At 47.0% G+C, this 25,190-nt stretch carries 23 protein-coding genes; 6 read left to right on the forward strand and 17 right to left on the reverse strand.

Annotated features, from left to right (window positions below; all coding sequences use genetic code 11):
- Nucleotides 1-2 precede the first annotated feature (2 nt).
- The gene (locus tag NST99_RS21065; RefSeq protein ID WP_341094166.1) at nt 3-989 is read right to left on the reverse strand and encodes an aldo/keto reductase; all 987 of its coding nucleotides are present in this window, start codon (nt 987-989) and stop codon (nt 3-5) included.
- 189 nt (nt 990-1,178) lie between these two features.
- On the opposite strand from NST99_RS21065, the gene NST99_RS21070 reads away from it, so the two are divergent.
- A complete protein-coding gene (locus NST99_RS21070; RefSeq protein ID WP_341094168.1) occupies nt 1,179-1,967 on the forward strand; it encodes a nucleotidyltransferase domain-containing protein in 789 nt (262 codons plus the stop codon).
- 70 nt (nt 1,968-2,037) lie between these two features.
- Here NST99_RS21070 and NST99_RS21075 read toward each other — a convergent pair whose 3' ends face one another.
- From NST99_RS21075 to NST99_RS21095, 5 genes are read right to left on the reverse strand one after another with little or no spacing between them, the layout of a single operon-like run.
- Complete coding sequence (locus NST99_RS21075) at nt 2,038-3,051, reverse strand: Gfo/Idh/MocA family protein (protein WP_341094170.1); 1,014 nt, start codon at nt 3,049-3,051, stop codon at nt 2,038-2,040.
- Nucleotides 3,048-4,241 carry a radical SAM/SPASM domain-containing protein gene (locus NST99_RS21080; protein ID WP_341094171.1) on the reverse strand — a complete coding sequence of 398 codons (1,194 nt, stop codon included), beginning with the start codon at nt 4,239-4,241 and terminating at the stop codon, nt 3,048-3,050. Before NST99_RS21080 ends, NST99_RS21075 begins: the two co-directional genes overlap by 4 nt.
- Entirely contained in the window at nt 4,241-5,359 is a 1,119-nt protein-coding gene (locus NST99_RS21085; protein WP_341094172.1) for a UDP-glucuronosyltransferase, read from the reverse strand. The genes NST99_RS21080 and NST99_RS21085 overlap by 1 nt, the downstream gene beginning before the upstream one ends.
- A gap of 13 nt (nt 5,360-5,372) precedes the next feature.
- Nucleotides 5,373-6,707, reverse strand: a complete 1,335-nt coding sequence (locus NST99_RS21090; protein ID WP_341094173.1) for a hypothetical protein — start codon at nt 6,705-6,707, stop codon at nt 5,373-5,375.
- Nucleotides 6,704-6,946, reverse strand: coding sequence for an acyl carrier protein (locus tag NST99_RS21095; RefSeq protein ID WP_341094174.1), 243 nt, complete (start codon nt 6,944-6,946; stop codon nt 6,704-6,706). The genes NST99_RS21090 and NST99_RS21095 overlap by 4 nt, the downstream gene beginning before the upstream one ends.
- Before the next feature lie 168 nt (nt 6,947-7,114).
- Between NST99_RS21095 and NST99_RS21100 the strand changes: the two genes are divergently transcribed.
- Together NST99_RS21100 and NST99_RS21105 are read left to right on the forward strand one after the other, a co-directional pair.
- Entirely contained in the window at nt 7,115-8,047 is a 933-nt protein-coding gene (locus NST99_RS21100) for a helix-turn-helix domain-containing protein (protein ID WP_341094175.1), read from the forward strand.
- A complete protein-coding gene (locus NST99_RS21105) occupies nt 8,025-9,011 on the forward strand; it encodes a hypothetical protein (RefSeq protein WP_341094176.1) in 987 nt (328 codons plus the stop codon). The genes NST99_RS21100 and NST99_RS21105 overlap by 23 nt, the downstream gene beginning before the upstream one ends.
- Before the next feature lie 133 nt (nt 9,012-9,144).
- On the opposite strand, the gene NST99_RS21110 is transcribed toward NST99_RS21105, so the two are convergent.
- On the reverse strand, nt 9,145-10,044 hold the full coding sequence (locus NST99_RS21110; RefSeq protein ID WP_341094177.1) for a LysR family transcriptional regulator: 900 nt from the start codon (nt 10,042-10,044) through the stop codon (nt 9,145-9,147).
- Between the two features lie 155 nt (nt 10,045-10,199).
- Between NST99_RS21110 and NST99_RS21115 the strand changes: the two genes are divergently transcribed.
- Nucleotides 10,200-10,856 carry a histidine phosphatase family protein gene (locus tag NST99_RS21115; protein ID WP_341094178.1) on the forward strand — a complete coding sequence of 219 codons (657 nt, stop codon included), beginning with the start codon at nt 10,200-10,202 and terminating at the stop codon, nt 10,854-10,856.
- 464 nt (nt 10,857-11,320) lie between these two features.
- On the opposite strand, the gene NST99_RS21120 is transcribed toward NST99_RS21115, so the two are convergent.
- The 7 genes from NST99_RS21120 to NST99_RS21150 form a co-directional block, all read right to left on the reverse strand.
- A complete protein-coding gene (locus NST99_RS21120) occupies nt 11,321-12,382 on the reverse strand; it encodes a serine hydrolase domain-containing protein (protein WP_341094179.1) in 1,062 nt (353 codons plus the stop codon).
- Nucleotides 12,383-12,736: 354 nt separating this feature from the next.
- A complete protein-coding gene (locus NST99_RS21125) occupies nt 12,737-12,955 on the reverse strand; it encodes a helix-turn-helix domain-containing protein (protein ID WP_038593853.1) in 219 nt (72 codons plus the stop codon).
- 10 nt (nt 12,956-12,965) lie between these two features.
- Entirely contained in the window at nt 12,966-13,448 is a 483-nt protein-coding gene (locus tag NST99_RS21130; RefSeq protein WP_341094180.1) for a DUF2975 domain-containing protein, read from the reverse strand.
- A gap of 254 nt (nt 13,449-13,702) precedes the next feature.
- Complete coding sequence (locus NST99_RS21135) at nt 13,703-15,259, reverse strand: ABC-F family ATP-binding cassette domain-containing protein (RefSeq protein WP_341094181.1); 1,557 nt, start codon at nt 15,257-15,259, stop codon at nt 13,703-13,705.
- 191 nt (nt 15,260-15,450) lie between these two features.
- Nucleotides 15,451-16,326 carry an amidohydrolase family protein gene (locus NST99_RS21140; protein WP_341094182.1) on the reverse strand — a complete coding sequence of 292 codons (876 nt, stop codon included), beginning with the start codon at nt 16,324-16,326 and terminating at the stop codon, nt 15,451-15,453.
- Nucleotides 16,313-19,483 (reverse strand): GNAT family N-acetyltransferase, encoded by a 3,171-nt coding sequence (locus NST99_RS21145; protein WP_341094183.1) that lies wholly within the window; start codon nt 19,481-19,483, stop codon nt 16,313-16,315. Before NST99_RS21145 ends, NST99_RS21140 begins: the two co-directional genes overlap by 14 nt.
- Nucleotides 19,484-19,814: 331 nt before the next feature.
- Nucleotides 19,815-21,065: an MFS transporter gene (locus NST99_RS21150; protein WP_341094184.1), complete on the reverse strand. Its 1,251-nt coding sequence runs from the start codon at nt 21,063-21,065 to the stop codon at nt 19,815-19,817.
- A gap of 256 nt (nt 21,066-21,321) precedes the next feature.
- Here NST99_RS21150 and NST99_RS21155 point away from each other — a divergent pair, with 256 nt between their 5' ends.
- On the forward strand, nt 21,322-21,414 hold the full coding sequence (locus NST99_RS21155) for a YjcZ family sporulation protein (RefSeq protein WP_231578298.1): 93 nt from the start codon (nt 21,322-21,324) through the stop codon (nt 21,412-21,414).
- Nucleotides 21,415-21,469: 55 nt separating this feature from the next.
- On the opposite strand, the gene NST99_RS21160 is transcribed toward NST99_RS21155, so the two are convergent.
- Entirely contained in the window at nt 21,470-21,790 is a 321-nt protein-coding gene (locus NST99_RS21160; protein WP_076114330.1) for a hypothetical protein, read from the reverse strand.
- A 167-nt stretch (nt 21,791-21,957) separates the two neighbouring features.
- On the opposite strand from NST99_RS21160, the gene NST99_RS21165 reads away from it, so the two are divergent.
- Nucleotides 21,958-22,836: a hypothetical protein gene (locus tag NST99_RS21165; RefSeq protein ID WP_341094185.1), complete on the forward strand. Its 879-nt coding sequence runs from the start codon at nt 21,958-21,960 to the stop codon at nt 22,834-22,836.
- An 80-nt stretch (nt 22,837-22,916) separates the two neighbouring features.
- Here the strand turns inward: NST99_RS21165 and NST99_RS21170 are convergent, their stop codons facing one another.
- Both NST99_RS21170 and NST99_RS21175 read right to left on the reverse strand, forming a co-directional pair.
- Nucleotides 22,917-23,732, reverse strand: coding sequence for a copper amine oxidase N-terminal domain-containing protein (locus NST99_RS21170; RefSeq protein ID WP_341094186.1), 816 nt, complete (start codon nt 23,730-23,732; stop codon nt 22,917-22,919).
- Nucleotides 23,733-23,851: 119 nt separating this feature from the next.
- Nucleotides 23,852-24,916: a YrpD family protein gene (locus NST99_RS21175; protein ID WP_341094187.1), complete on the reverse strand. Its 1,065-nt coding sequence runs from the start codon at nt 24,914-24,916 to the stop codon at nt 23,852-23,854.
- Nucleotides 24,917-25,190 lie beyond the last annotated feature (274 nt).

Here is a 25,190-nt window from a genome sequence, read left to right on the forward strand (position 1 = left end):
CATTACATAGAAATAGGACCCACTACCGGATGAGGAACATATGGCTCTTCCAGCGACGCAATTTCTTCAGCTGTTAACGTAATGGAAAGAGCGGCTACGGCATCTTCAAGGTGAGACATTTTCGTGGCACCGATAATCGGGGCTGTTACTGGTTCTTTCTGCAACACCCAGGCAAGGGCAATTTGAGCACGGGGTACACCACGTTGCTCTGCGATTGCTGCAACTTTCTCTACAATCAATCGGTCCGTATTTGCAGTCGCATCATATTTAGATTTCTGGACTTGGTCGGTTTCGGAGCGATGTGTGGTTTCCGACCAATCACGGGTCAATCTCCCTGAAGCAAGTGGGCTATATGGAATCACAGCGATTTTTTCTTCCTTACAAAGCGGCAGCATCTCTCTCTCCTCTTCACGGTATACGAGGTTGAAATGATTCTGCATGGATACAAACTTAGTCCACCCGTTGTTCTCAGCTACATGTAATGCCTTTAGAAACTGCCAAGCATACATGGCAGAAGCACCGATATATCTTGCCTTCCCGGCCTTAACAACATCATGCAAGGCTTCCATCGTTTCTTCAATGGGAGTATTGAAATCCCAGCGGTGAATCTGGTACAGATCCACATAATCTGTTCCCAGTCTCTTAAGACTCTTATCTATTTCACTCATGATCGCCTTTCGGGACAGTCCGGCACCGTTTGGACCTTGATGCATCCGGAAATAAACTTTCGTCGCCAGGACAATTTCATCTCGATTGGCATAATCCTTTAAAGCCCGCCCAACGATTTCCTCGCTTGTTCCGTCTGAATATACATTCGCTGTATCAAAAAAATTGATCCCATTCTCCAGAGCTTGTTTAATAATGGGACGACTCCGCTCTTCATCAAGGACCCATGGATGGACCCATCGTTCTGCTTCACCAAAGCTCATACAACCCAGACATAGCCGAGAGACATCCAAACCAGTATTTCCGAGTTTCATATATTCCATTTGATTGTTCCCCATTTCCACATAGATTTTGTTTCCTTCAAATGTAGCTTACTCCTTGGAGTTAACTCCAAGGCAAGCGATTTTATTAAACGCTGCGAAAGAATAGATGTCTTCATTGACCATAGCCGCTAAGCATGGTAATCGTTACGCTCTTAATAGAACAAAAACAATATAGAGAGGATGAACCTGATGTTGGAACACCATAGACAGACAATGGAGAATTTCGTGAACAAGCTGAAGGTTGCCCCTTCATGTCTGGCGGTCATCACCTCTGGATCGGTTGCCCGGGACCGGGCGAAGGAAACTTCCGATGTGGATGTCCATCTGGTAGTCACAGATGAATCCTACGAGGTACATGCAAAAAATAACAACCTGTCTTATGTGGACCGGGAGGCCAGCACATATGAAGGCGGGTACGTAGATGTGAAGGTGACTAATCTCCGCTTTCTGGAGCTGGCCGCTGAGCGCGGTAACGAGGCGACACGGTATGCATTTACCGGTTCGCAAGTGCTTTTCTCAAGAATACCTGAACTGGAGCGTATTGTAGCTCGAATCCCCATTTATCCCGAAGAGAACCGTGAGTGCAATTTGCGGGACTTCAGCGCACAGATTCACCTGCATGCTTTTTATTTCGCTAAGGAAGCCGCCAAAAATAACGATGCCTATCTAATGGCGCATACAGTAAGCAATCTGGTATTTTACAGCGGACGGATGATCCTGGCTTATAACCGTATGCTCTTCCCCAGCCACAAGGCCTTGCTGGATACGGTCGAGACCGCGCCGCACAAACCGGAGGATTTCAAACAGCGGGCTACAGAGCTTCTACTCCATCCGAACGTCAATAAAAGCACACGCTTTGCAGCGATGATGCTCTCTTTCCACAACCCCGGGCTTTCCTCAGACCAAGCACTGGGGATCTATGTAAAGAACAATGAGCGCAACTGGATAGACCAGCCTCCTCCCTTGTCAGACCGTTAATCCGCACAACAAAAACAGTCTGATCCCTAGACCAGCAACTCTGGCCACCGGATGCAGACTGTTTTCTTATTTACCTATAGCTCCAGGCCTGTTGGGCCACAGCCATCATTCGCGCTTGAAGAGTTACCCGTTCCAAGGAACGTTCCAGTCCAGCTTCACGGGTCCCATCCATTATTTCAGCGAAAGCTCGAAGCTGGTTCACGTAATAATTCATTGGCTCAAAATTTTGAACTGTACTGCGGTCATCCGGCAGATCATGGCGTATTTTCATAGGATAGAATCCTTTGAGCGGCCGTAAAAAATCGGGTACCGTCAGCACCGTCTGATCAAAATAAAGGGTATGCGAGGCGCGGTAAGGCAGCTCAAAGGAGATCAGACATTCCGTATCCAGCCCGCTGTCATACTTAAGCGCAGCCTGAAAGGTCCAGTCGCAGCCGTCCGGACCGTCAAATTGCGACTGCCCGGAGATTTGCACATGTTGAAGCCCCTCTATGTTCGCCACGAACTGTAGCCAGTAACAGCCCAGGTCAGCGAAGGCACCGCCGCCTTTTGACTTGATGCTGCGGTAATTCCCGGAATGTTGGTCCTTGGCAGGAATGGTTATACGGGTCTTCAGACTGCGCAGCTGGCCGTATTGACCGGAATCAATGATGGATTTGAGCGCCTGCTGCCAAGGATGATGGGCCACCATCAGACCTTCGACTAGCTTCGGGGCTGCAGGCTGTGCCGCAGCCGTCCCCAATTGTTCCGCCTCTGCGGGAGTCAAGGCAATTGGCTTCTCGACCAGCACATGCTTGCCAGCCGCCAGTGCCTTGAGGGCCCACTCTGCATGCAGGTCATTGCTGAGAGCGATATATACCGCATCCAGCTCCTTCATTTCCAGCAACGCCTCAAGACTGCCTGCAACTTGGGGGATGTTGTATGCGTGAGCCAGTTCCATTGCCTTTTCCGGGGTGCGGTTGGCAATAGCGGATACGGTAATATCATCAACATAACGAGCCGGTTCCAGCAGGGCAGGCCTGACGATATTCGAAGCACCGAGAATGCCAAGCCTGTAAGAGTGTGCCCCGCCTTCAGTCCTCATACATGTGTCAGTGCCGAATAGGTATTCAGGTACAGCACATTGCACTTAGAGCAGGCCGGGGACAACCCTTCGTCCAGAGTCCTCCGCAGCCGGTCATAACGCTCGGAGTTCCAAATATCCGTTAGGGATTGTTCGTTTACATTGCTAATAGACAACTCGGAAAAGAACTTGCAGGCGCTTACATCGCCATTCGGGGCAATATCGACCCGGGTGCTAAGCGCCAGACATTTCGAGCTGCTGCGGGACGCCATCGGCTTGCCGGCCACGAAATCCTCGATCTCATCGAAGTCCAGTCCCGGCTGGTAACGGATGCGGGTATTTTTCCAGGTGTGGGCATTGATCCGTTTCAGGTCTTCCGTCAGCCTGACCACATTGTCAGGTTTGATATGATACTTGAAGGCATGCCAGCTGCTGCGGTGGTCCGGGCTCAGCTCGGCAAGCCACTGGAAGTGTTCGTCATAGAACCGGTCCATTTCCAGACTGGTCTCTGTGGATATATACCAGGGGAAGCACAGCAGCACCAGATCGACACCCTTTTGCTCGAAGAATTCCACCATTTCGTACAGCTTGCCGATCATATTGTCATTGATCACATTATGCACTGATATTCTGCCTCTGAACTTCCCTTGCTCCCGCAAGGCAAGCAGCCGGTCCACAGCCTCGACCACTTTTTGAAAAGAGCCTTTTCCCCGCAGCAGATCATGTTCTTCCTCGAAGCCCTCAATCGGGATCAGCAGTTCCAGATTGTCCGAGATCGCACACAGCTCCTCTTCATATTTAGAGAGAAGAAGGGCATTGGTGCAAATCGTCGTATCTCTGGGGTGCGCCTGGAGGAGCTCCAGAATTTGCTGTGTATCGCGGTGAAACAACGGCTCTCCGCCCCACAAGTACAGTCTGGACTGTGCTTCATCGGTCTCCTCCAGCAGTTCGCGGATCATATCCAGCCTCATATCGAGATTCTGTTCGGTCTTGTCCATATCATGGTGATAGCCGGATTCATTCCACTGATAACAATGCTTGCAACGAAGATTACAACGGTTGGTCAGCTTGAGCGACATAATTTCCGGCATCACTGTCTTGAAGCCGGGATCAAGCTTCCGCTCTCTATGCGGAACGACGACATTTTTGATGGTGCGTTTCAGCGCTTCAAAGGACTTGGCGTCCAGCGCGACTTTGCTGCTTGGTTGCATTAGCTTCTCCCTTCTGCTGCATACAGACGTTCTGCATAGCTTTTGGCATAATCAGGATACTGTTCTCTGGATGTTAGGATGTTCTCCGATAACCCCCGCAGCAGTTCACGGTCAAAGCCAGCCTGCTTCCACTCTTCATAATGGATACCGAAGCCAAGCTCGACCCAGAGATCACTGTTAATTTGCTCATGGGGACCGAACGGGTCCAGCAGCACGAGCGGAGTCCCGGAAGACAGTGAATCGACCAAGGCACCACCACCCGGCTTACTGATGACTGCGGAGGCCTGGCGGATAACACCATACATGCCTTCTGGATAATTATGACAAGGAGGGAACCGGTTCTCCCCGCTGCCGCTCACCTTGGCAAAGGGAGGAAAGCAGTAGTGTCCGCTGCTGTCACGGAGCCATGTCCTCCACTGCGGGTCATTCATATAGTAGTGTCTTCCGTGGATTTCTTCGCCAATCTCCTCATTGCTGTAAGCAGCTATATCAAGCAGGTAGCCCGCTGCCTCCAGCTCAGAAAATTTCTCGCGGAATGTTCCGATTCCCCAACCTCCGCCATGAACAACCAATCTGCCATTCCTTGCTGGCATGGGCAGCGGCTCGATACCCGTGTCCATTCTGCACAGCACCTTCCGATTCACAAGGTCATACATGTTCACTTCATGGTAGCCCTGCGCATACCCGGGGTTCAGTTTGCGGAGGTTCTTCCAGGAAGGAGAGAGGTCCGCATCGATATAGAGCAAATCGGCCAAGACTTCATAAGCCGCCGTTTCCCGGTACATGTCCAGTACATGAACCCAGTGTCCGGAGAGTGTAATGAAATGCTGCCTTCCTTCCCCGCGCCAGCGTTCAAATAACGCTTTGACCACAGTGGGGTCAAGGCTGCTGCGGATATCCCCCGGTATTTTTTGCGAAGTCAGCGCCACGGCAAAATTCTCCCTGTAAGCTTTGCGGCTGTTATCTGTCGTCTTCTTCTTATCCTCAAACATTAAGGTTTCGAAGACCTCCACCTCCGCCTTGATTCCCAAAACCTTCAGCGCCCGTTCAATCAGCAGGCCAGGAACATAAAAGCCCAGCCCAAAGCCAGAACATAGTATCGTCACTGTATCCTTCATTGGCTGCTTCCCTTCATTTCCGCAAAATAGTATATCCGCTGCTTTGCAGCGCCTCGTCCAGCTTGACCGACAGCTCCTTCTTATGCGCAGTATCGCGGTAAGCGAGCGCCGCATACAGCTTGCCTTTGGTGCCTGCGGAGTGCTCCTTGCCCGGCGGATGAAGCGTACCTGAAGTTAAAGGAATTACGCCTTCCCCGTTTCCCGCGCCGAACAGAATATTCGCTTGCTCCAAATTCCGCAGCAGCACTTCATAAGAGGTTTGCCCCATAGAAACCAGCGGAACTTGAACCAGAACCGTATAGATGTCTTCCCGGTTCAGATACCGGTCTACGCTGTGCTTGATCAGACTCATCGATTTTCGTGCATTAATCTCGACCAGAGGCGCAATTGAGCCGTCGCGCAGCAGCATCGAATCCACACAGACGTCGCCATAATAGCCATCCTCGTAGAGTTTTCTCCCTATACTGTGCATGATTTCACAATAATTCTCCTGCTCCAGCCTATCCAGCAGCGGTTTGCCGGGAGACTGTGATTCTCCGAAGGCAAACCCATTGTTGACCAGTTGCTGCACAGACACAATGGAGATTGCACCTGCTTGATCAATATGAAATTGACAGGAGAAGTCCATTTCACGGTCGAGCAGCCGCTCCAGCACAAAGCGGATTCGCTTCTCCTTATTCCTGCCGGATTCCAGATACCCGGCAATTCTGCGCAGGGTCCGCTCGGAATCTACCAGCTGGTTTCCTTTGCCGGAAACACCATACTCATCTTTGATCAGGAATGGGCCCTTCTCCAGCAGTTGCAGTCCGGTATGCAGTAATTCCTGGACGCTGTCAACCGCTAACCCTACGTTCGGCAACGACAGGCGGTCCCGCATCGCTATCGAGTAGGATTTGGTGTTCACGCTGCGTACCGTCTGCTCGTCCGGCAGTTCGGGCTGAAGGCGGTAGCGCCTTAGGGCATTCTGTGTTCCGGGAAGCACGGCAAAGGGGGAAAGAGACGCTCCCCCGGGTATCATCCTGGCTAATGGGCCTTCCGGGTCCAGTCTGTCCAGCAGCTCAAATATATTCAGACTCTCCTGAGCAGCACCTTCCTCTTGCAATGTCATCGGATACACATTTGTAGTGAATGCATAACCGAGGGAATGCAAATAATCGGCCTGCGCTTTGTCCATGCCGTAACGGGTCAGCAGCACATCGCCGCTGCCGCAGAATACAAACAGCATTTCATCCATAGCCTGCACAATAGACATCCCGCTCAGGTCGGGAATGGAAGGCAGCGCGGCGAGGTCTTTCTCCCGCCAGTACCGTTCCGACTCAAAGCTGCCGCAATGCACCGTAGTCTTCATTGTCCGGTAAGTCCGGCAACATAACCCGTGAAACGGTCTACCGATTTCAAATGCTCCAGATCAAAGGTATCGAAATCAACTTCGACATTGAACTCATCTTCGATCCTAAGAATAAAATTAATAATCTGGAGCGAATCCAGAGCAGCGTCAATCGTCAAATCGGAGCTGCCGTCAAGCGTTTGCAACAACGCCGGATCCTCCTTAATTTCCGCTATGATTTCAATAACTTTTTGCTGCATGTGTATACTCCTTTCTGTGTGATTACTTGGATGGAATGAAAAGAATATACCAAATTTAATACTGTTAATATATGGTTGAATGCGCCAAAATATTCAGTTATACTAGATGGATTCCAGACTACTAATCTTACTTATTCTTCTATTTCTAGCTGAAACGGAGGTTCGTCTATGGAGGTTTTTCCGGTAGTTGCTGGGGAATATCTATTTGACACAAATTCACCGGTTCAAGTGTTGCTGACCGAAGAATCACTCACATCTGTTCTCCACCAGCATGATTTCATGGAGATCGCATATGTGCTTGAGGGAGAGGGCATTCAGCTTATCGACGGGGACAAAATACAGGTTGCAAAGGGCGATCTGTTTGTCATCCCGCCTGGGGTATCCCATGTGTTCCAGCCCCGGGATCTGAGTGGAACACAGCCGCTGCGGATCCTGAACTGTATGCTGAGTCTTGAGGTGTTCAAGCTTCCTGCCGCTTTGCCGGCGCTCTTCACGGGGCCATTCGATGAAGAACAGCAACGCCGGTTGCGGTTGCTGGAAGAACAGAAGTCCTGGTTCGGTTACCACGAGCAGGGAATGGAACTGGAGGCCTTGTTCCGCCACATGCAGGACTTACATAACAACAGCCCGTCGGCAGATCCATTGAGGCTGTACCCCTTATTGTTTGAACTTCTAAGGATTGTCGAGCCTTGTGCGGGAGTTCCTTTCTCAGACCGTTTACAGCAGGCAGATGATCCGCTGCATGATGTAATTTTATATATGGTCAGTAATTTCAAACAGAGAATTTCATTGAAGGAGATCAGCCGCTATATTTCCATGAGCTCGCGCCAATTTCAAAGACTGTTCAAGCTGAAGACCGGCAAATCCTATATCCAGCTGTTTCAGGAAATTCGTATGAAATACAGCTGTGCAATGCTGATGTTCACAGACTTTGGCATTCAGAAGATTGCGCTTGAGGTCGGGATTGGAGATATGAAATACTTCTACCGTTTGTTCCGCGAATACAGCGGGATGACACCGGGGAATTACCGCAATTGGGGGCACAGCCATTTCTCAACTGGCAAGGAGATGATAAGTTATGCTGAACATCCTGCCCGTTAAAAGCACTCCCTACCCTACGCTTCGCAGCTGTATCGATGACTGTATCCAATCAGTGGCTGAATGGCAGGGTAAAGACAGCAAGTACATGTACGGCAATGCCTGGCAGTTCTCCTTCAAGCAACAACAGTCTTCAGAACAGTCCATCATCGACCGGGTATCTACTCCGCGAATCAGTAAGGAGTATCTGGCGGCTTATCATGGGATAAATTTTACATATGTGAACCGGGAAGAGCCGGCGATGGACAAGTCTTTTCTGCTTGATATGCTAGAGAAGCGGCTCGCTGGCGGCATGCCTGTTCTGGTAGGATTCGATTCCTATAGCTGCCCCTGGTGTCTGGCCTACCGTAAGCTGCATACTTCACACGCTTGTCTGGCTGTAGGCGTCGATCGTTCAAGCCGGAAGATTTATTTAACGGATGGCTACTACGGCCGCCCCCTGGAAGCGGTGGATTTGGATGAATGGGAGTCCGCCTGCCATTTCTTCGCAGAGTTCAGCCTGTGCGAACCATCACGCCCCCTTGGGCAATGGCGCCTTGCCCTTGAGCATACGCTGCTGAATCAAGAGCATGAAATCCAGCCGCTCCAGGTTGCGGAGCATCTAAGAGCCTATGCTGATGCCTACCTCGAGACAGGAATAATCGCAGAGAACCCCGGGGAATATAGTGCCTATTTCTTGCTGGCTGCCAATACCCTTCCGATCACCCGGATAAGGTACAGCCTCTTCTTGAGTGCCATTTCCGCTGATCAAGAAGTGTCTGAGCTTACCCGCATTGCCGAGGGCTACCGGATTGCCGGGGAGACGTGGAATATGGTGAATCAATTTATGATAAAGGTGATGTGTTCGGGTAACAAACCGGCACAACGCGGCAAAATTCATAAGAAAATGCTTGAAATCATTCACTCGGAAGAAGCATTGCTGCTTGAGCTGGTGCAATTAGTGAACCAACCCGCATTCAAGAGTTAAATTTCCATTTCCCATAGACACCACTACAAATAGACCGCTCCTTATCAGGAACGGTCTTCTCTTATTACGCTTAGATCAAATAGATCTAAAGAATTCGGTAACTTCTTGAGTTTTTTTATCTCTGTTCAAGCAACTACTTCTCTAATTGTTCCATGACCAGTGCAACGAACGACTGAACATAACTTTCCTGCTGTGCCTTGGGTCTGCTGGCCATCCATATGGAATGCTTGGTCACAGCGTCTCCTGTTTCAACCTTGGCTAACGTCCCCTGATCAAGATAAGGCTGTGCCAACAAGGAAGAAACAAAGGTAATTCCATAACCGGCTATCACGGCCAGAACCGTCTCGTTCACACCATTAAATTGCAGTTCGATCTTGGGTTGCGCTACTTTTCTGTCTTCACACAGCCGAAGCAGTCTCTCTCTGGCCGCACTACCCTCCTCTCTCATAATAAACGCCTCAGATACCACGTCCTCAAGGCAGATCTGCTGCTTGGCAAAAGGGTGCTCGGAAGAAACCACAAACACGTACTCATCCTTGTACAATTCGCGATACTCAAAGTTTCCCGTATTATGTGTAGGGAACTCCATATCACTGTAAATAGCCACGTCCGCTTCAAAGTTAATTAGTTTCCCCATAGTTTCGTAAGAATTGGCGGTTGAAATCTGAATTCCAAGGTCGTGAAACCGTTGTTTAAATAAGGATGCCCATCTAGGAATCAGCAGGCTTGTAGCAAGGTAATTGCCTGCGATACGGATATTCCCCATCGGAAATTTGTGATAATCTTCAATCATTTGCTCTATTTGTTCACCCATGGCAAACAGTTTCTCAAGTGGCTGGATCAGCCTGTGTCCAAGTGGTGTGAGCGCCATCCTCTTTCCTCTCACTTCTAATAATGTAATATTATTCTCCCGTTCAAACTTACGAATCTGTGCGGATATCGCGGGCTGGCTGATATGCAATCGCTCCGAAGCCTTGGTTACACTACCTGTTATCGCCACGTAATAAAACAATCTCAATACATGAAAGTTCATCTGAATACCTTCCTAACGATATGAATGGAACGCTGTATTTGTGCAAACAGGAATTCGCAACTATAAATATACATTATGAATATTAATTATTATATAATGTTTATTTATATTCTCTTATTTTATACTTACATCTATAAATAAGGGAGGCTTCGAACATGACAGAAACCGTATTATATTTAACCCGCCATGGGCAGACAGAATGGAATTTGCAGAAAAGAATGCAAGGGCATCAGAATTCAGCTCTTACTACCCTGGGAAAGCAGCAAGCTGAATGGTTGAAGGAACGTTTAGAGGGAGAGAACTTAGACGCGATCTATTCAAGTAGCAGTCTAAGAGCATTCCACACTGCGCAAATTCTGAGGGGAAATCGAACGCTGCCTATTCAACAGTTGGATGAGCTGATAGAAATCAATATGGGGATATGGGAAGGAATGAAAACCGAGCAAATAGAGCAAGATTATCCCTTGCAATATGCTCAATTTTTCACCAGTCCTGATCTATATGTTCCTATAGGCTTAGGAGAAACGTATGAACAGCTAGAACAAAGAGTGATTCCCGCTGTTAAGTGCATCCTTAACGATAACCCGGGACAGAAGCTGCTCATTGTTACACACCGAATGACCTTGAAAGTCATTATGGCTCATTTTCTCAATAAATCACTACGGGAAATCGGGGAAATGCCGGATATTTTCTCCACTGCATTATGTAAAGTACAAGTAATAGACGGAATACCACACATCGATTTGCTGGGTGATACTTCACATTATCGTGGAGCACAAAACCAGGAAAGCAGAACCGGTAATGCTACTTGATAGCAAATGGGTGACCGGTTCAGGCTTAGCTAGGGCAAATTGCTCCTAAGGACTCCTAGCTTTTTCAAATTCAATATAATCGATAACATGCAGCTAAGTGAAACAAGCCCCATCCATAGGAATAGTGAATACGACATCCACACGCTAATCATGTAGTAATTATTGTTTAACAGATAAGGCCAGAACATAACCAATACCAGCAACATCGCTCTTAGGATAATAACAATAATTACTATAAGTCTCTTGTTCCTTGTCTTTTCAACCTGTTTATTTTGCTTGCTTCCTCCAGCTAGCTTAATCACCTTAAGAGTTAAACTAATGGCTGTTAGTAAGGCCAGGAACGAAAAGATCAAATCAAGCAATATGTAACTGTCATCGTATGTAAATTTATTCATAGGATTACCATTCATATTCTCATGCAGGTTATGTGCAATCAGCGATGGTGCAGTTGAATTTAAATTAGTTTATACTAATACGGCCTCAAATTTCTCAATATCAATAATAAAATGTGAGGAATAATTAGGATTACTTCCACTGTGACTAATCACCCGTTCCTCTGGATCATTACTCCAACCGTATGAATAGTATTGGTTCTCCTCTTCATATCCAGCGGTTTGGAGGTCCACCTCATGAGATTGCTGAATAGCTCTCCTCAGACCATCCGGGATATCACCCATTCCTAATTGGGCATTCATCCAATGCTCCAAATCCTTTATATTCGTCACCAAATATCCAGCAGCAATATTCCCATAATATCTGGGGGCATCATATTGAAAGCTTTTGCCGAAAAACACCCGGTATCCTCTGGTAAGCTGATCCGGTTTCTGTTCCTGACCTGTTGAAAAATAACTGTCCGTCATTTTTAGCGGTACCAGTATATTCTGAGTTACATAATTCTGATAGCTTGTACCTGTAACTTCCTCAATAATCATCGCCAGAATATCATAATTTACAGTTGCATACTGATATTCTGTCCCCGGGTATGTATCCAATGAAATATCTGAAATCTTATTTATGGTTTCGTCAAGCAGATTCTCAGTAGTACCTTCAGGAATTAACTTTATACTCCAAGACGGAATCCCACTTGTATGAGCTAACAGCTGATCAATTGTAATATTCACATTCTCTCCTTGAAAGGCTGGGACAAAACGGGGAAGATACTCTGAGACAGAATCCGAATAAGCCAGTTTCCCCTCATCTTTCAACAGAATAATAGCCAGAGCTGTAAATGCCTTGGTCGTTGATCCCAATTCAAACAATGATTCTTCAGTGACCTTCTTGTCTAGGTCAACATCTGCGTATCCGTATACTTTATAATCTGTATTGCCCTGCTTGGATGAGACTATGGCTACTCCTGGAGTCGCTGTTTTGGCCATAAGGGTCTCTACCATATGCTCCTCAGTATCATATTTCCCTTCCGTAAACAACGTTCCAAACGCGCCCCTGTCAACAGCGGCAGTAATGATTATGATAAGCAAGATTACACTTGCTAGTGCTAAGCCTTTTCTCCTAAATAAGTTCTTCATTGTCTCTCCTCTTCTTGTTCGAATTATTCCATACTCCGCACAGCCCCAAGTCATTAGAAGCTGCTGCCTGGAGCAACGCTCTTTATTTATATCTTAACGTTCTTCATTTGGTTAGACGTTCTATTCCTCTACTTCTCTGCAACTAGTTGACAGAAAACCTCTCCACTAACCGTTTACACAAATTTAAGACAACCAAGTGGAAACGGCTTCGCCGTCCTCAAAAGGACGGTATCCGTTTCAGCGAGAAATAGAAGGATAATTTATAGCGTGAAGCCTATAAATTCTTATCTTTCAAAAAAGCTCCCGCCAAAACATCAGCAGAAGCTCCATTGAACTATTTTTAGACATTTCAGGTCAATTAGTATCTTCGTCACTTTTGTATTCTAAGATATCGCCAGGCTGACATTCTAAAGCCTTACAAATCGCCTCTAAAGTGGAAAATCGAATTGCTTTTGCCTTTCCATTTTTTAATATAGACAGGTTAGCCATCGTGATTCCAACCCTCTCCGTAAGTTCGGTTACGCTCATTTTCCGCTTAGCCAACATCACATCAATATTGATTATAATCGCCATAGTTTTCACCTCAGACTGTCAAATCATTTTCAGATTTTAGTTCAATCGCCTCTGTTAAAAGGCTTTGGAGAACAGCAGCAAAAACGGCAATCACCATGGAGGCAAAGATAATAATCAATCCGATGACTATGATTCCAGGGGCATCATCCTTCTCCGCTATGAGATAGAAGAGTGGCATGCCTGCCACATACACGCTGCTGATTGTAATTGCACAGTATTTTATATTTTTTAATACTCGTACTGATAATTCTGAGAAAGCTTTGTTGTTGTCAATATAGCCCAGAAGTTTAAAAGCTTGATACAGAGCAATGTAGAAAGGAATCGCCGATGCATATAAATCGAGATAAACGAGAAATTGGATGTACGTCATCTCCGGATACAATTCTGCTGCAAAATTCGCGATCTCAGGTACCAGAAATATGCACAAAGCCAGAACCGGGATTCCAATCAGAATAACTGCTGCCTTTAAAAAGAGTGTTGTTCCTCGTTTCATAAAAAGCCCCTCACTTATGTTTAAATTTAATATGACTTTAGCACATAATTTATCGTTTTTCAATAAATAATTAGTGAATTTAAATATATTATTGTTGTTATAAGTAAAAGCCAATTAAGCTCCTGCAGCACTATGCGGCAGATAGTATCAATTTGTATACTGTAAAAAACACAAATGACCCGTAAGAGGGTCACTTGATGTTCAAAGTTTCCATCTTACGGGTCACCGTTCAGACCAGCTCTGTTGCCGGCTGTTTAAAACACTTTTGTCGTCCACGATTCGCAGTTCCATGTTTCTGTCACGATATCGCGGTAAAACTCGGGCTCATGGGAGATCAGCAAAATGCTGCCCTTGTACGCCTTGAGCGCACGCTGTAGCTCGTCCTTCGCATCTACGTCGAGATGGTTGGTTGGTTCGTCAAGTACGAGCAGATTTGTCTCACGGTTGATCAGCTTGCACAAACGGACCTTGGCTTTCTCGCCGCCGCTTAAGACCGTGATTTTACTCTCGATATGTTTGGTCGTCAGGCCGCATTTAGCAAGAGCCGCCCGAATTTCAAACTGCGTATAGGACGGGAACTCGGTCCAAATTTCTTCAATACAGGTGTTGTAGTTCGCATCCTTCATTTCCTGCTCGAAATAGCCGATTTCCAGCAGGTCGCCGAGCTTGACCGAACCGGAGATCGCCGGAATCTGGCCGAGAATGCTGCGCAGCAGCGTCGTCTTCCCGATCCCGTTCGCACCGACGAGCGCTATTTTTTGTCCCCGCTCCATGCGCAGGTTCAGCGGTCTGGACAGCGGAGAATCGTAACCGATCACAAGTTCATTCGTTTCGAAAATCAGCTTGCCGGAAGTGCGCGCGTCCTTAAAGTTGAACTGCGGCTTCGGTTTTTCCCTCGCGAGCTCGATAACCTCCATCTTGTCCAGCTTCTTCTGCCGGGACATCGCCATATTCCGCGTAGCCACACTGGCCTTGTTCCGCGCAACAAAGTCCTTTAGATCTGCGATTTCCTGCTGCTGACGTTTGAATGCAGATTCAAGCTGCGATTTTTTCGCCTCGTACACCTGCTGGAAATAGTCATAATCCCCCACATAACGGGTCAGTGCCTGATTCTCCATATGGTAAATCAGGTTGATGACACTGTTCAGGAACGGTATGTCATGCGAGATCAGAATGAAGGCATTTTCGTATTCCTGCAAATACCGTTTCAGCCACACGATGTGCTGCTCGTCAAGATAGTTCGTAGGCTCGTCAAGCAGCAGAATGTCCGGCTTCTCCAGCAGCAGTTTAGCCAGCAGCACCTTAGTCCGCTGCCCCCCGCTGAGATCATGGACGTCCTTATCCAAGCCGATGTCTGTAAGTCCAAGTCCGCGGGCGGTTTCGTCGATTTTGGCGTCGATCATATAGAAATCCTGGCTCGTCAATGTGTCCTGAATGGTTCCAACATCCTCGAGCAGCTGCTCCAGCTCCTCCGGGGACACCTCACCCATTTTGCCGTACATGTCGTTCATCTCTTGTTCCATATCGAACAGATACTGGAACGCTCCGCGCAATACATCACGGATCGATTGTCCCTTGGTAAGCACCGCGTGCTGGTCCAGATATCCGGTCCGCACCCGTTTTGCCCATTCAACTTTACCTTCGTCCGGTTGAAGCTTGTCTGTGATGATGTTCATGAAGGTGGATTTACCTTCACCGTTGGCACCGATCAGACCGATATGTTCGCCCTTAAGCAGGCGGAAGGATACATCGGTGAAAATCGCGCGGTCTCCAAACCCGTGACTCAGCTTTTCTACGTTTAATATGCTCATGTATTTAACACCTTTTCCTTTATTCTTTATACTCGTCATATTATAAAGGCTAAAGCGCCACAACTCCATACGGTTTTAAAAAATCGTACATTTCTCTTAAACCAAAAACAAGCCATCCCCTCATACGATCTAAGGGGAAAGCTTGTTCAATTATACCTCATTGCACTCTGGCTGGGCTGTCCCCGGAAGTATCAGAACGCCGCAATCCGCTGCTGGATGCGCGGAAACAAGCCAAAGGCATTCTCGTAAAACACCTTCTCGTGATGCTGCTCAGGTACAAGCCGGCGGACGAATTCCGCATACAGGTCAATTGGGGCAAGCGGCCAATCGGTGCCGAACAACATTTTCTCATAATGGTCGGAGTACACCAGTGCCCGGCGGAAATGGTCCATGAACAAGGGTTCGTTCATAAACCGTTCAAAATGGGGCCGGTCGCCGACGACAAGGCCGGACAAATCGGCATAGACGTTCGGATTCTTGGCCACCACTTCGGCAGCGTCCATCACCCAGGGATCGCCCAGATGGCAGATCATAAAGTTCACGCCGCGCTGCTGGTAGGCTAGTTCATCTACGGTAAGAGGATGCGAATACTTAAGCAATCCATTCATCGAATACGTATCGCCGGTATGAATGACCACAGGCACGCCGTATTTGGCAGCCAGCTCATAGACCGGTGTATAGATTTTGTCATAAACGTAGTGATGGTAGTACCCGGCATACAGCTTAATTCCCGCTACCTCGGGAGCTTGCAGCCGTGCTTCAATTCGGTCAAGCTCCTCTTGGACCTGGTCCCCTGCGAGCATGTTCGGGTTGATGCCAACGCATTCCATTAAGAACGGCGGAACACTGGCTTCCAAATCAAGGCCCATCGGATTGGGTGAAGCAGAGTCAGGAAAAGCACCCTTCGTCTGTTCCGTGACCCCCATACCAATGCCGAGAACTACACCGTTCTTGTCAAATTCCGCCTTGAGGCCAGCGGCTGTGTAATCGACCTTGGACAAATCCGCCGCTGTTTGATGAAAGCTGTCGATGTCAGACAGATGAATGTGTATGTCAATGATCGGCATTTATGCTCTCCTTTTCGTCAGTAGGACTGGTAAAGGCCAGCTTCAGAAGGCCCCGTACATCCTCTGGATTCAGAGGGATCTCCCCCATGATCAAGAAGGTTGGCTGTGTCCAAGCGGTTTCTCCGTTTAGAAGTGGAAGATGATGATCCACATCATGAGTGAACACCTTATTGTTCACATACAATGAAGCCCTCTGGTTGGGGTAATGATTCACAACATGCAGCATATCCTTACGTGAAACCGCACCGACCCGCAAGATCCCCTTGGAATCCAGCTGAGCTTCCACTTTCCCCAGAAGGAATTTGCCTTCCCCGGGGAATTCCATCCATCCTTCGGCAAAAACAGGTGAAGGCTTGAAGTAACTCTCCTCAGATAGCGAATACTGTGGCAGAACCACTCCACTTCCGTTGGTTACCGAATGCAGCATACAGAGCACCGGAACGCCGGGCAGCATAAGGTAATGCTGGTTGATTATGATCCCCCGGTTTGCTTCCTGCTTTTCGATAGAAGTGGTTAATCGCAGGCCTTTCCAGACATTTCCATAAACATCCTTCCGCTTCACCCACGCTGCGGTTCTCGGCTCCTGCTGCCGGCTGAATCCACCCATTCCGGAAATTCCTACGCCGAGACCACCGTACCAAGGATTCCACCAGGAACGCGGAATGGCTTCCGGGTAGGAGCTGTCCAGCCATTCTTCCCCTTGGTGCTTCAAGGAATGCACCACGCTTCCGAACTGAGGGGCAGCCGCTATCGAGAGTACTCCGTTACTCACCGTATAAATGGGACCCGCCGGACCTTCTTCGATCTCGCAAACAACTGTTGTTTCCGTCTGAGGGAACCAGAGACCCGACCGCTCCTGAATGCGATCCTCTCCGCGATAGACCACCCGGACCTTGTGACCAGATTCGCTGTGTCCCGGCGATCCCATTTCCTCAGGAGGGAGTTCAAAGCCCGCAGAGCGTATATCCTGCTCCCTTTGCAACTCGATACCAGCCGCTCTCTGCTCCGCTCTGCCATCGGTTTGCATAAACAGCTCAAGGCTTCCTGCAAGCGGGGTCATCTTTCGTTCGAGTAGTTCTGCCTGAAGCGCACCTGCCGCAAACGGATTTCCGCCGCCGAGTGTGAGTTCCAGATGATCGTCCAGCACCGGGATAACCGAATTCTTCTGCTTTCTGGCGAAGGCGCGGAATTCCGGCCACTTGGGAAAGGTGTTTAGTGCAAACACAGTTGCCTTTGTCCGCACGATCTCTCCAGCGGAAATCTGCCCAAGGTTATGCTCAAGCCCAAGCGTGTATTCCGGGCGAAGCAGCTTCAGCGAAGGGTCCCAGCAAATTCCGCAGGTGACGTTCTCTTCCTTGCAGAACATCCAGTTCTCCGTGACCTGGTCGCTGTCCCAAAGACCCGGATCACCGGCGTACGCATCGCCCATGTCCACGTAATGTCCCTGATACGGCAGGATCAGCCGCTTGCCAAAAAAGCCGAAATTCGTCAGTACATACATGTTATCATCTAATGCTTTGCTGCTGGTGTTGCAGATCTCATGATGAAACTCAGCGATTCCATTAGCGAATAGCTTAGCCACCGTTGTTATCTCCATACCCGGGAATTCATCCGACTCGTAGAGCGCTTCGAGAACCTGGCTCTCCCCTTCCGGGTAGATCTTCACGCTGACAGCCTGCTTCTTAGAAAATTCTTCTGCGAACGGCTTGCCTAGCTTCGGAAAGGTCCACCAGAAGTTATGGCTGGAGCCGGGATATTCAATCCACATTCCATTGTCGGACTTGTTCATATGGAGCGAGAAGGCACCGTTCACGGCGACCCACTGTTCACCCTCCTGCCCGCCGAAGCGGCCCTGCGTTCCCTTCATTAGAACGGATAGTTTGCTTGTGAAGGTGACCGCCTTTTGCCCAATTGGAACGGCCGTCACTTCAATATCTTGTGAGTAAAGCCCGTAGGACAACAGGGTGAAGGCTACCGGGATAGAGGCTTTGCTCTTAGCCGGAACCGTGAAGCGTATTGCACGTTCACCCCACTGCAGGAAATCCTTCTCCGGCAATTCAAAAGCGAACTCCGCTTCCGAGGCGAAGTTATTCTCCACGTTCAGATACAGCTCAGCCGGCAGGCCCGGATACAACTCCCGGGTTGGCAAAGCAATCTTCATCTTGACCGGAAATTTCGGAGCTACGCCAAGGCGGAACTCAGCCCGCTTGCCACCGATGATCCATTGGCTCGTCACAACCGGATGGGTCTTCTTATCATTCTGCTCCTCCCGAACCGGATCAAGCTCGAATTCACCCTCTACACTAACCGTTTCTCCCGCAGCAAGTGTATGTACAGCAGACAGGTCAAACCGGATGTTCTTATCATTCTGGCCCTTGATCTCAATCGCGAGTTCAGATGCAGAACGATTCTTGATCACATAACGAATCTTGTAAGCGGAGCCAAACACAAGATCATGATCGTCTATTTCAGTTGAGATCTCATAGTCAGGTGTATCAAGAGCGGTCAGCCCGCGACCGGACTTCTCGAATTCTGCCCGCAAGGAGAGTTCTCCCTTTTGCCAAGTATAATCAAAGAAATCAAACCCACGCTCCCGCCGGCCATCCGGCTGAATGGGAAGTTCGCGGGTGCTGTCTGCGTACCAATCCAGCTCCTCGAAATAGGGAGCAAGCGCTTCAGTCTGAAGAACGGTTGGAATGAAGTTCATCAGATGGACGTAATCTTCATTCTTTTCCCAGAAGAATCCGCATTTCTTATACATCGGCACAGCCTTGGTGTTGCCTGCCCAGGTAAACAGATCGAGACGCGGCCACCCCGCTTCGACGGTCTTGCGGACGGCGTTCAAAATCAGATTACGGCCTACCTTGTAACCGTGATAATCAGGTCGCACATTTAATAACGGTACGTACAATGCTCCCTCGTCTTGACGGTAATGTGCAAAACTGCAGAATCCGACCACCTCTTTGCCATCGACAGCGAGAAACACATGAAGATTGGCCGAAACCTCCATTTCCCTGCGCACACTGTCTTCTGTTCTGTGGTTGGTGCCGCCGCCCCAGCTTTCGTTACTGCGGTTCCACATCTCCGCGACCGCTCCAGCGTAAGAAGGATCGTATTCAATAATGCGGATTTGTTCCGTAGGGATAATTGCTGTCATGAACTCATCTCCTTATGTTTCAAATATGGATATGTAATCTACTTTAGCAGAGCAATAATAGCCCTATAAGTTCTCATTATACTATTATTTGGAAGACCATTACGAGGGCAAAAACTCTTATACTTAAAGAGTACATAGCTCAGTCTGACCCAATTATAGGAAACAGCGGCAGCCATGGACGACGAAATCATGTCCCGGACTGCCGCTGTTTTATTGGAGTATCGTCCTCTCCTAACCCTTCATGCTCAGCTTCTTAATATACGCGCTATCACGCTGACTAGTTTAATCTGCTCGTCTTGCGGCCATGACGTCCGCCTGACAAACCGGCATCCTATCCCCTTCCCGGCTCCGGCACTAGCATGAGAATGACAATACCTGCGATGAACAGGACGATAAGGCTGAAGACTCCCATGTTCGTGTGGCCGGTGAACTGTGCGGTGACTCCGATTAGAAGAGGTCCCAGAATCGATGCGAACTTGTCGAAAATATTATAAAACCCGAAAAACCGGTTAGCGTTCTCCTTCGGCACCATCCGTGCGAAGTAAGCCCGGCTCAACGCCTGAATGCCGCCTTGCGACGTGGCAACTAGCATCGCAAGCACCCAGAAGTCGAACACCGACTTCATGAAATACGCGTAGATACATACGATGATATAGACACAGATACCGACATATAGCATGGTTTTGCCCGAGAACCGATCCGCCAGACGCCCGTACAACATCGCAAATGGAGCAGCGACGACTTGCGTGACGAACAATATAATGAGCAAATCAGTCGATTTGATGCCCAGATCAGTCCCATAAGCGGTAGACATCGTAATGATCGTTCCAACGCCGTCGATATAGAAAAAATAAGCGAGCAAAAAAAGGAAAATCGCACGATGCTGCTTGATTTGCTTTAAGGTCTCGTAGAGGCGCTTGAAGCTGTTCGTGATGATTCGCGGCTCGCGGTTCAAGTAATGCTTCTGGTGTACGTTGCGGAGCATGGGTAAGGTGAAGATGCCCCACCAGAGGGCCGTAATGAAGAAAGCGATTTGGCTCGACACCGTGACGGAGATCGGCAGAATTTCTTGCTCAGCAAGAAGAATGATCGCAATGCTGATGATAAAAGGAATCGTACTGCCTATATACCCGATCGCAAATCCGCGGGCAGACACCTTATTCATCCGTTCGTTGTCGGTGACGTCTACTAGGAACGCGTCGTAGAACACATTGGAGCCTGCCGACCCGATCGCGATGAACATATAGCAGATGAGCAGCAGCTCCCAACTGTCGTTCGGAATAAACGTGAGCAGCGCGGTAGCGACTATACCGAGCAAGCTGAAGCAGGCGAAAAACGTTTTTTTGAACCCTTGGTAATCGGCAATTGTGCCCAAGATCGGGCCTAGCAGGGCAAGGATAAACGTCGAAACTGCAACAGTATATCCCAGGTAAGCCGTAGAATCCGCGGCACTGATGCCAGCACCCTGAGCTGCTGCTTTGTAGAAGAGCGGGAAGACTGCCGTCGAAATGATGATGGAGTAGGCGGAATGACCCCAGTCGTACCACATCCAGCTTTTTTCTTCCTTCGAATATGTACTCATAAACTGGACCTCCTGAATGAACCGAATGCTTTTATGTATAGGATATGTGAGTTTGGACAGGGTGAGGTGACTCATAAAGGAAGTATAAGGCTTGAAATCGCAAAAATAACATGATTTTTGTAAAAATTGATGGATATAGGTTTAATAAAGAGCGAGGAAAATGATTAAGAAAAAAAAACATTAGGCATTAGTCGTTACAGAGATAGGGACAGATACATATTATGGGTGTATAAGTTAAAGCAAAGGAGGAACAATAATGAGTGGTTGTGCAGGATTCGGAGGGTATACTTCTACTACTGTCATTTTGGTACTTTACATTCTGTTGGTAATTGTACTGAGAACGTTCTAAAATAATATTAAAAAAAACAAGAGCCTACGCTATGGAGGCTCTTTTCCCATTTATGTTATGTGTACAATAAAGTAATGACAAGCAGCTCGTACAGGACAAGAGTTAGAATCATCTCATCACTACTGTAAGAAGGACTTCCGAAAAAAGCACGCTGCCCTCCTTGCTTTGGAACTGCGAAATACAGTAAGCCTCTGTCACAATGCACAATTCTCCCGACGTAAACTTGACCGTCCAGGGTTTCAATTCTGACAATCTGATTACCATGTTGTTTGCATATATGCTGTAGGTGGCTCCTAATGTTTTTTAAGTTTTGAACAGATTGGCTGTCTGCTTGATACAAAACTTTTTGCTGATATCCTGCAGTTTGAAAACTCATAATTAACACTCCCTTCCTAATAAACTAATACATCATATGCCTAGTGCAATTACGTGGTTCGTTGCTTTAGAAAAAAGTTCTATGACCCTCCCCTCTTCCTTTTTATTTGAAATGAACCAGTTCTATTTGGTATAACTATAAGAAAACTGGTAAGGAGGTGAGCTCATTTGAACCATAAAGTGCTTAAAGTACTGAATAAGTTGTACAAGTATCCTAATTACAATTACGACAGAGAGAGGGAAGTAAGCCTCTACTTGGTGGATACCCTATCTCCTGCCGAACGGGAACTGCTGGAACAGCATCATTGGCAGGCTAATGATATCGGGCACATCACACATGATTCTGTGATTCACAGCCTGACCACGATGCAGGCGAATGCAAACCTTTCGTGGAAGGTAATTGCCGCCGCTTTTGTCACAGGTGTAGGAGGCAGCTTTCCACGTGGAATCTCCCCTTTGACCAGTTATCACCAAATGCTTCACACCCGCCCGCATCGTTATGAAGAAGCAGAACGTTTCCGCTTTTGTAAAGTGTGCGGGTTCAGCCACAACGATGAAGGCTGGACAAACGCATCCTATATTAGATATGCCATTCACTTAGGGAATACATATGGAAATAGTCCAATAGGCGCCTATGTGGACATAACCGAGTTTGCGCAAATCATAAAGAATGAGCCTATAATCCCGAGTAGTGAGGATATTGCCGTTTTTAACCGGCTGCTCCGCAATCTCGCTGAGGCGCCGGAGGATGAGACTCCAGGTAAATATGAGAAACGCCTAACCTCCATGAAGCTGGTTAAAGGAACGGCGGGTGTGCGCCGGGGTATCCTGCAATCACTGGCAACGGTCGGCATCCTGCCCAATCAAGTGCTGGAGCTTCAAGCTGATCGTTGGAGCAATAGGGAAGACATTGTAAACGGAGAACTGCAGTTGAACAATACGAGAGGCCGATCTGACATGGAAATGCCGTGGGCAGGATGGTACGGAGGCCTTGGGGTCGATTGGGACAAGGCGCAGCAGTTATTTGGCGAATGGATACAGCTTTAGTATTTAAGCCCTTGCCATTAACGGCAAGGGCTTATTCCCATTCATCTTATCAGTATTTGCAGCATCATAAATCCTACAAATTAATCTGCAAAAGCATCAACTAGAATATATCTTAGTGAATCTGCAAGAATTGTATTTGTTGTTTGAACGGAGAATGTGTCGCCAGGTTTGATTTGATTTTTATTGTATACATCAAAAGAACCGAAATTCGAATCTTGAACATAAAAGCGCAAATAGTTTCCAATACTTAATGACGATTCCCCCTCGTTGAGGGCCGTCACATTTACATTAATGACGGGTATTCCGGCTTTGTTGATTGTCGTTTGAATAGTGGAGTTTATAGGCCTAACCTTCGTATCGGATTTCCCGAGATGGCCCTCATCACTTACTACTCCCGAAGGCAAGTAGGCCGGATCGAGATTTAAACTTACAAGTCCTTTATTGTGATCCCAGGTAGTCTTAATATGGAGTGCTTTAGTGACTACGCTCAATGGAATGAACATACTTTCTTTGATTAAAGCTGGTACCGTATCCATCTCGGATTTCACATTATTTATTTCAATCTCTTTTGACCCAATTGTCATTTTTATAGTATAGTTCTTCTCTTCTTCCTTTAGATAGTTCTTTCTTGTGATCATAGCGTTTTTTGTCTTAGCATCATAATTCACGTCAGCAGCCAAGAAATCAGATATGCTGCGCAATGGAACCATTAGGCGATTTTTGTTATCAACATATGGTGCGTGGGGAGCGGTGTATGCCACATAGAACTGGTTAATTTTCAACAATAATGGTGATTTAACCGGTGCAGATGAAGTGGATGCTGCATTTGCTACAGGGATCGATGAACAAGTTGTTATCAGAAGACAAAGCATTATTAACTTTCGTTTGATGAGCACATATATCAACCTTTCGAGATAAAGTAGTAAAGACACCTTATGTGATAACACCAGAGAATATTTCCACGGCATCATAAAAATAAGGTGTCTTTAAATTTATTTACACTGAACAGTAATAATTATTTTGAAACCTTTATTGTTACATTGTTGCTCGAAACGGTTACATTAGCAAAATCGGTACCGTTGGACACAGGAGTATATGCGCTACCGTCTATGAGAATATTACTCAATATACCTGTAACTTGTCCAGCAGCGTCCCCTTGAGGCACTTCATTAACTACTGTATCCGCAATAGTGGCCAAATATTTCCAACTACTGGTGCTACTAACATAAGTGTTTGCTATTTCTGTTACGGCTGTAAGATATGTGTTTGTTCCGTTCCCCTCATGGTCAGCATAAAGAGCATAACCTCTTGTGGATAATCTAGTATTATTACCAAGATTTCGATAAATAGTTACATCTACATCTTTACCTGGAACGTATCCATTTTTATACCAAATTTCATTATATGGACTTATTCGATTTCCTGGAACTGTATTTCCATCTCCTTTACTTCCCCAATAGTAATTAATAGTTGGTTGCCACTTATTAACACCATATGCACTTGAAAATACAAGTCCCATATCTGACTCAATTGTTCTGTTAGTTGTTCCTGACTTGTCCTTTCCTACACCAGAAAAACCGCCATAAATATAGGTTCGGGCTGTAGGTCCTGTTGTAGTAGCAGGAGTACGAATAACAAAGGTGTTGATGCTTCCATTTTTTTGAACTGTTGCTCGTCCCCCGATCCCACTTGGAATTGTGTCGGAGGCAGCAGCAGTTACTTCACTCTGATCAGATGTTATTTCGTTTTGTGCTAAATATTCTATAGGGTAAGTTAATACGTATTCATCAGCACTTACCGAAGACCTCTCATAAAAATATCCTGTATCTCCCTCTACAAATGTATAGTTAAATGTTTCAGGAATTGAATTTAAATTATTGGTTTGTTGTTTGTTCGATGGTGAATATTCTTCAGATAAATTACGTGCTTTTGATATAAAAGAATCTAGCTTTTCTTGAGCCGGTTTAATTCCTTCGCTTTGAATTTCAATATTGCTTCCTTCAGTTTCTGCGCTTGCTATCGTTGGAACAAGAAGCATTGAACTTAAAACTACTAAACATATGCCTTTCTTCAAAATCATAATATTTCCTCTTTTCTATAAATTTTTCAATTTATATTTGAAAGCCGGCCAGCTATTCAAAACAAAATGACATGATTGATAGTATAGAGGATATGTATGACATCAATAGATATCCCTGACACAATATAACATTATATTCCATAGTAATCAATGGAATTTTTTCTATTAATTCTTTTTTACATTCACAGATTCAGTGACAGCTCCAGGATCATATTCTACCTAATAGTTTTTCGTTAACTAAAAGTCAGCAAAAAGCGGCACATTTAAGTGCCGC

Source organism: Paenibacillus sp. FSL L8-0470 (assembly GCF_038008625.1).
Lineage (GTDB): Bacteria > Bacillota > Bacilli > Paenibacillales > Paenibacillaceae > Paenibacillus_AQ.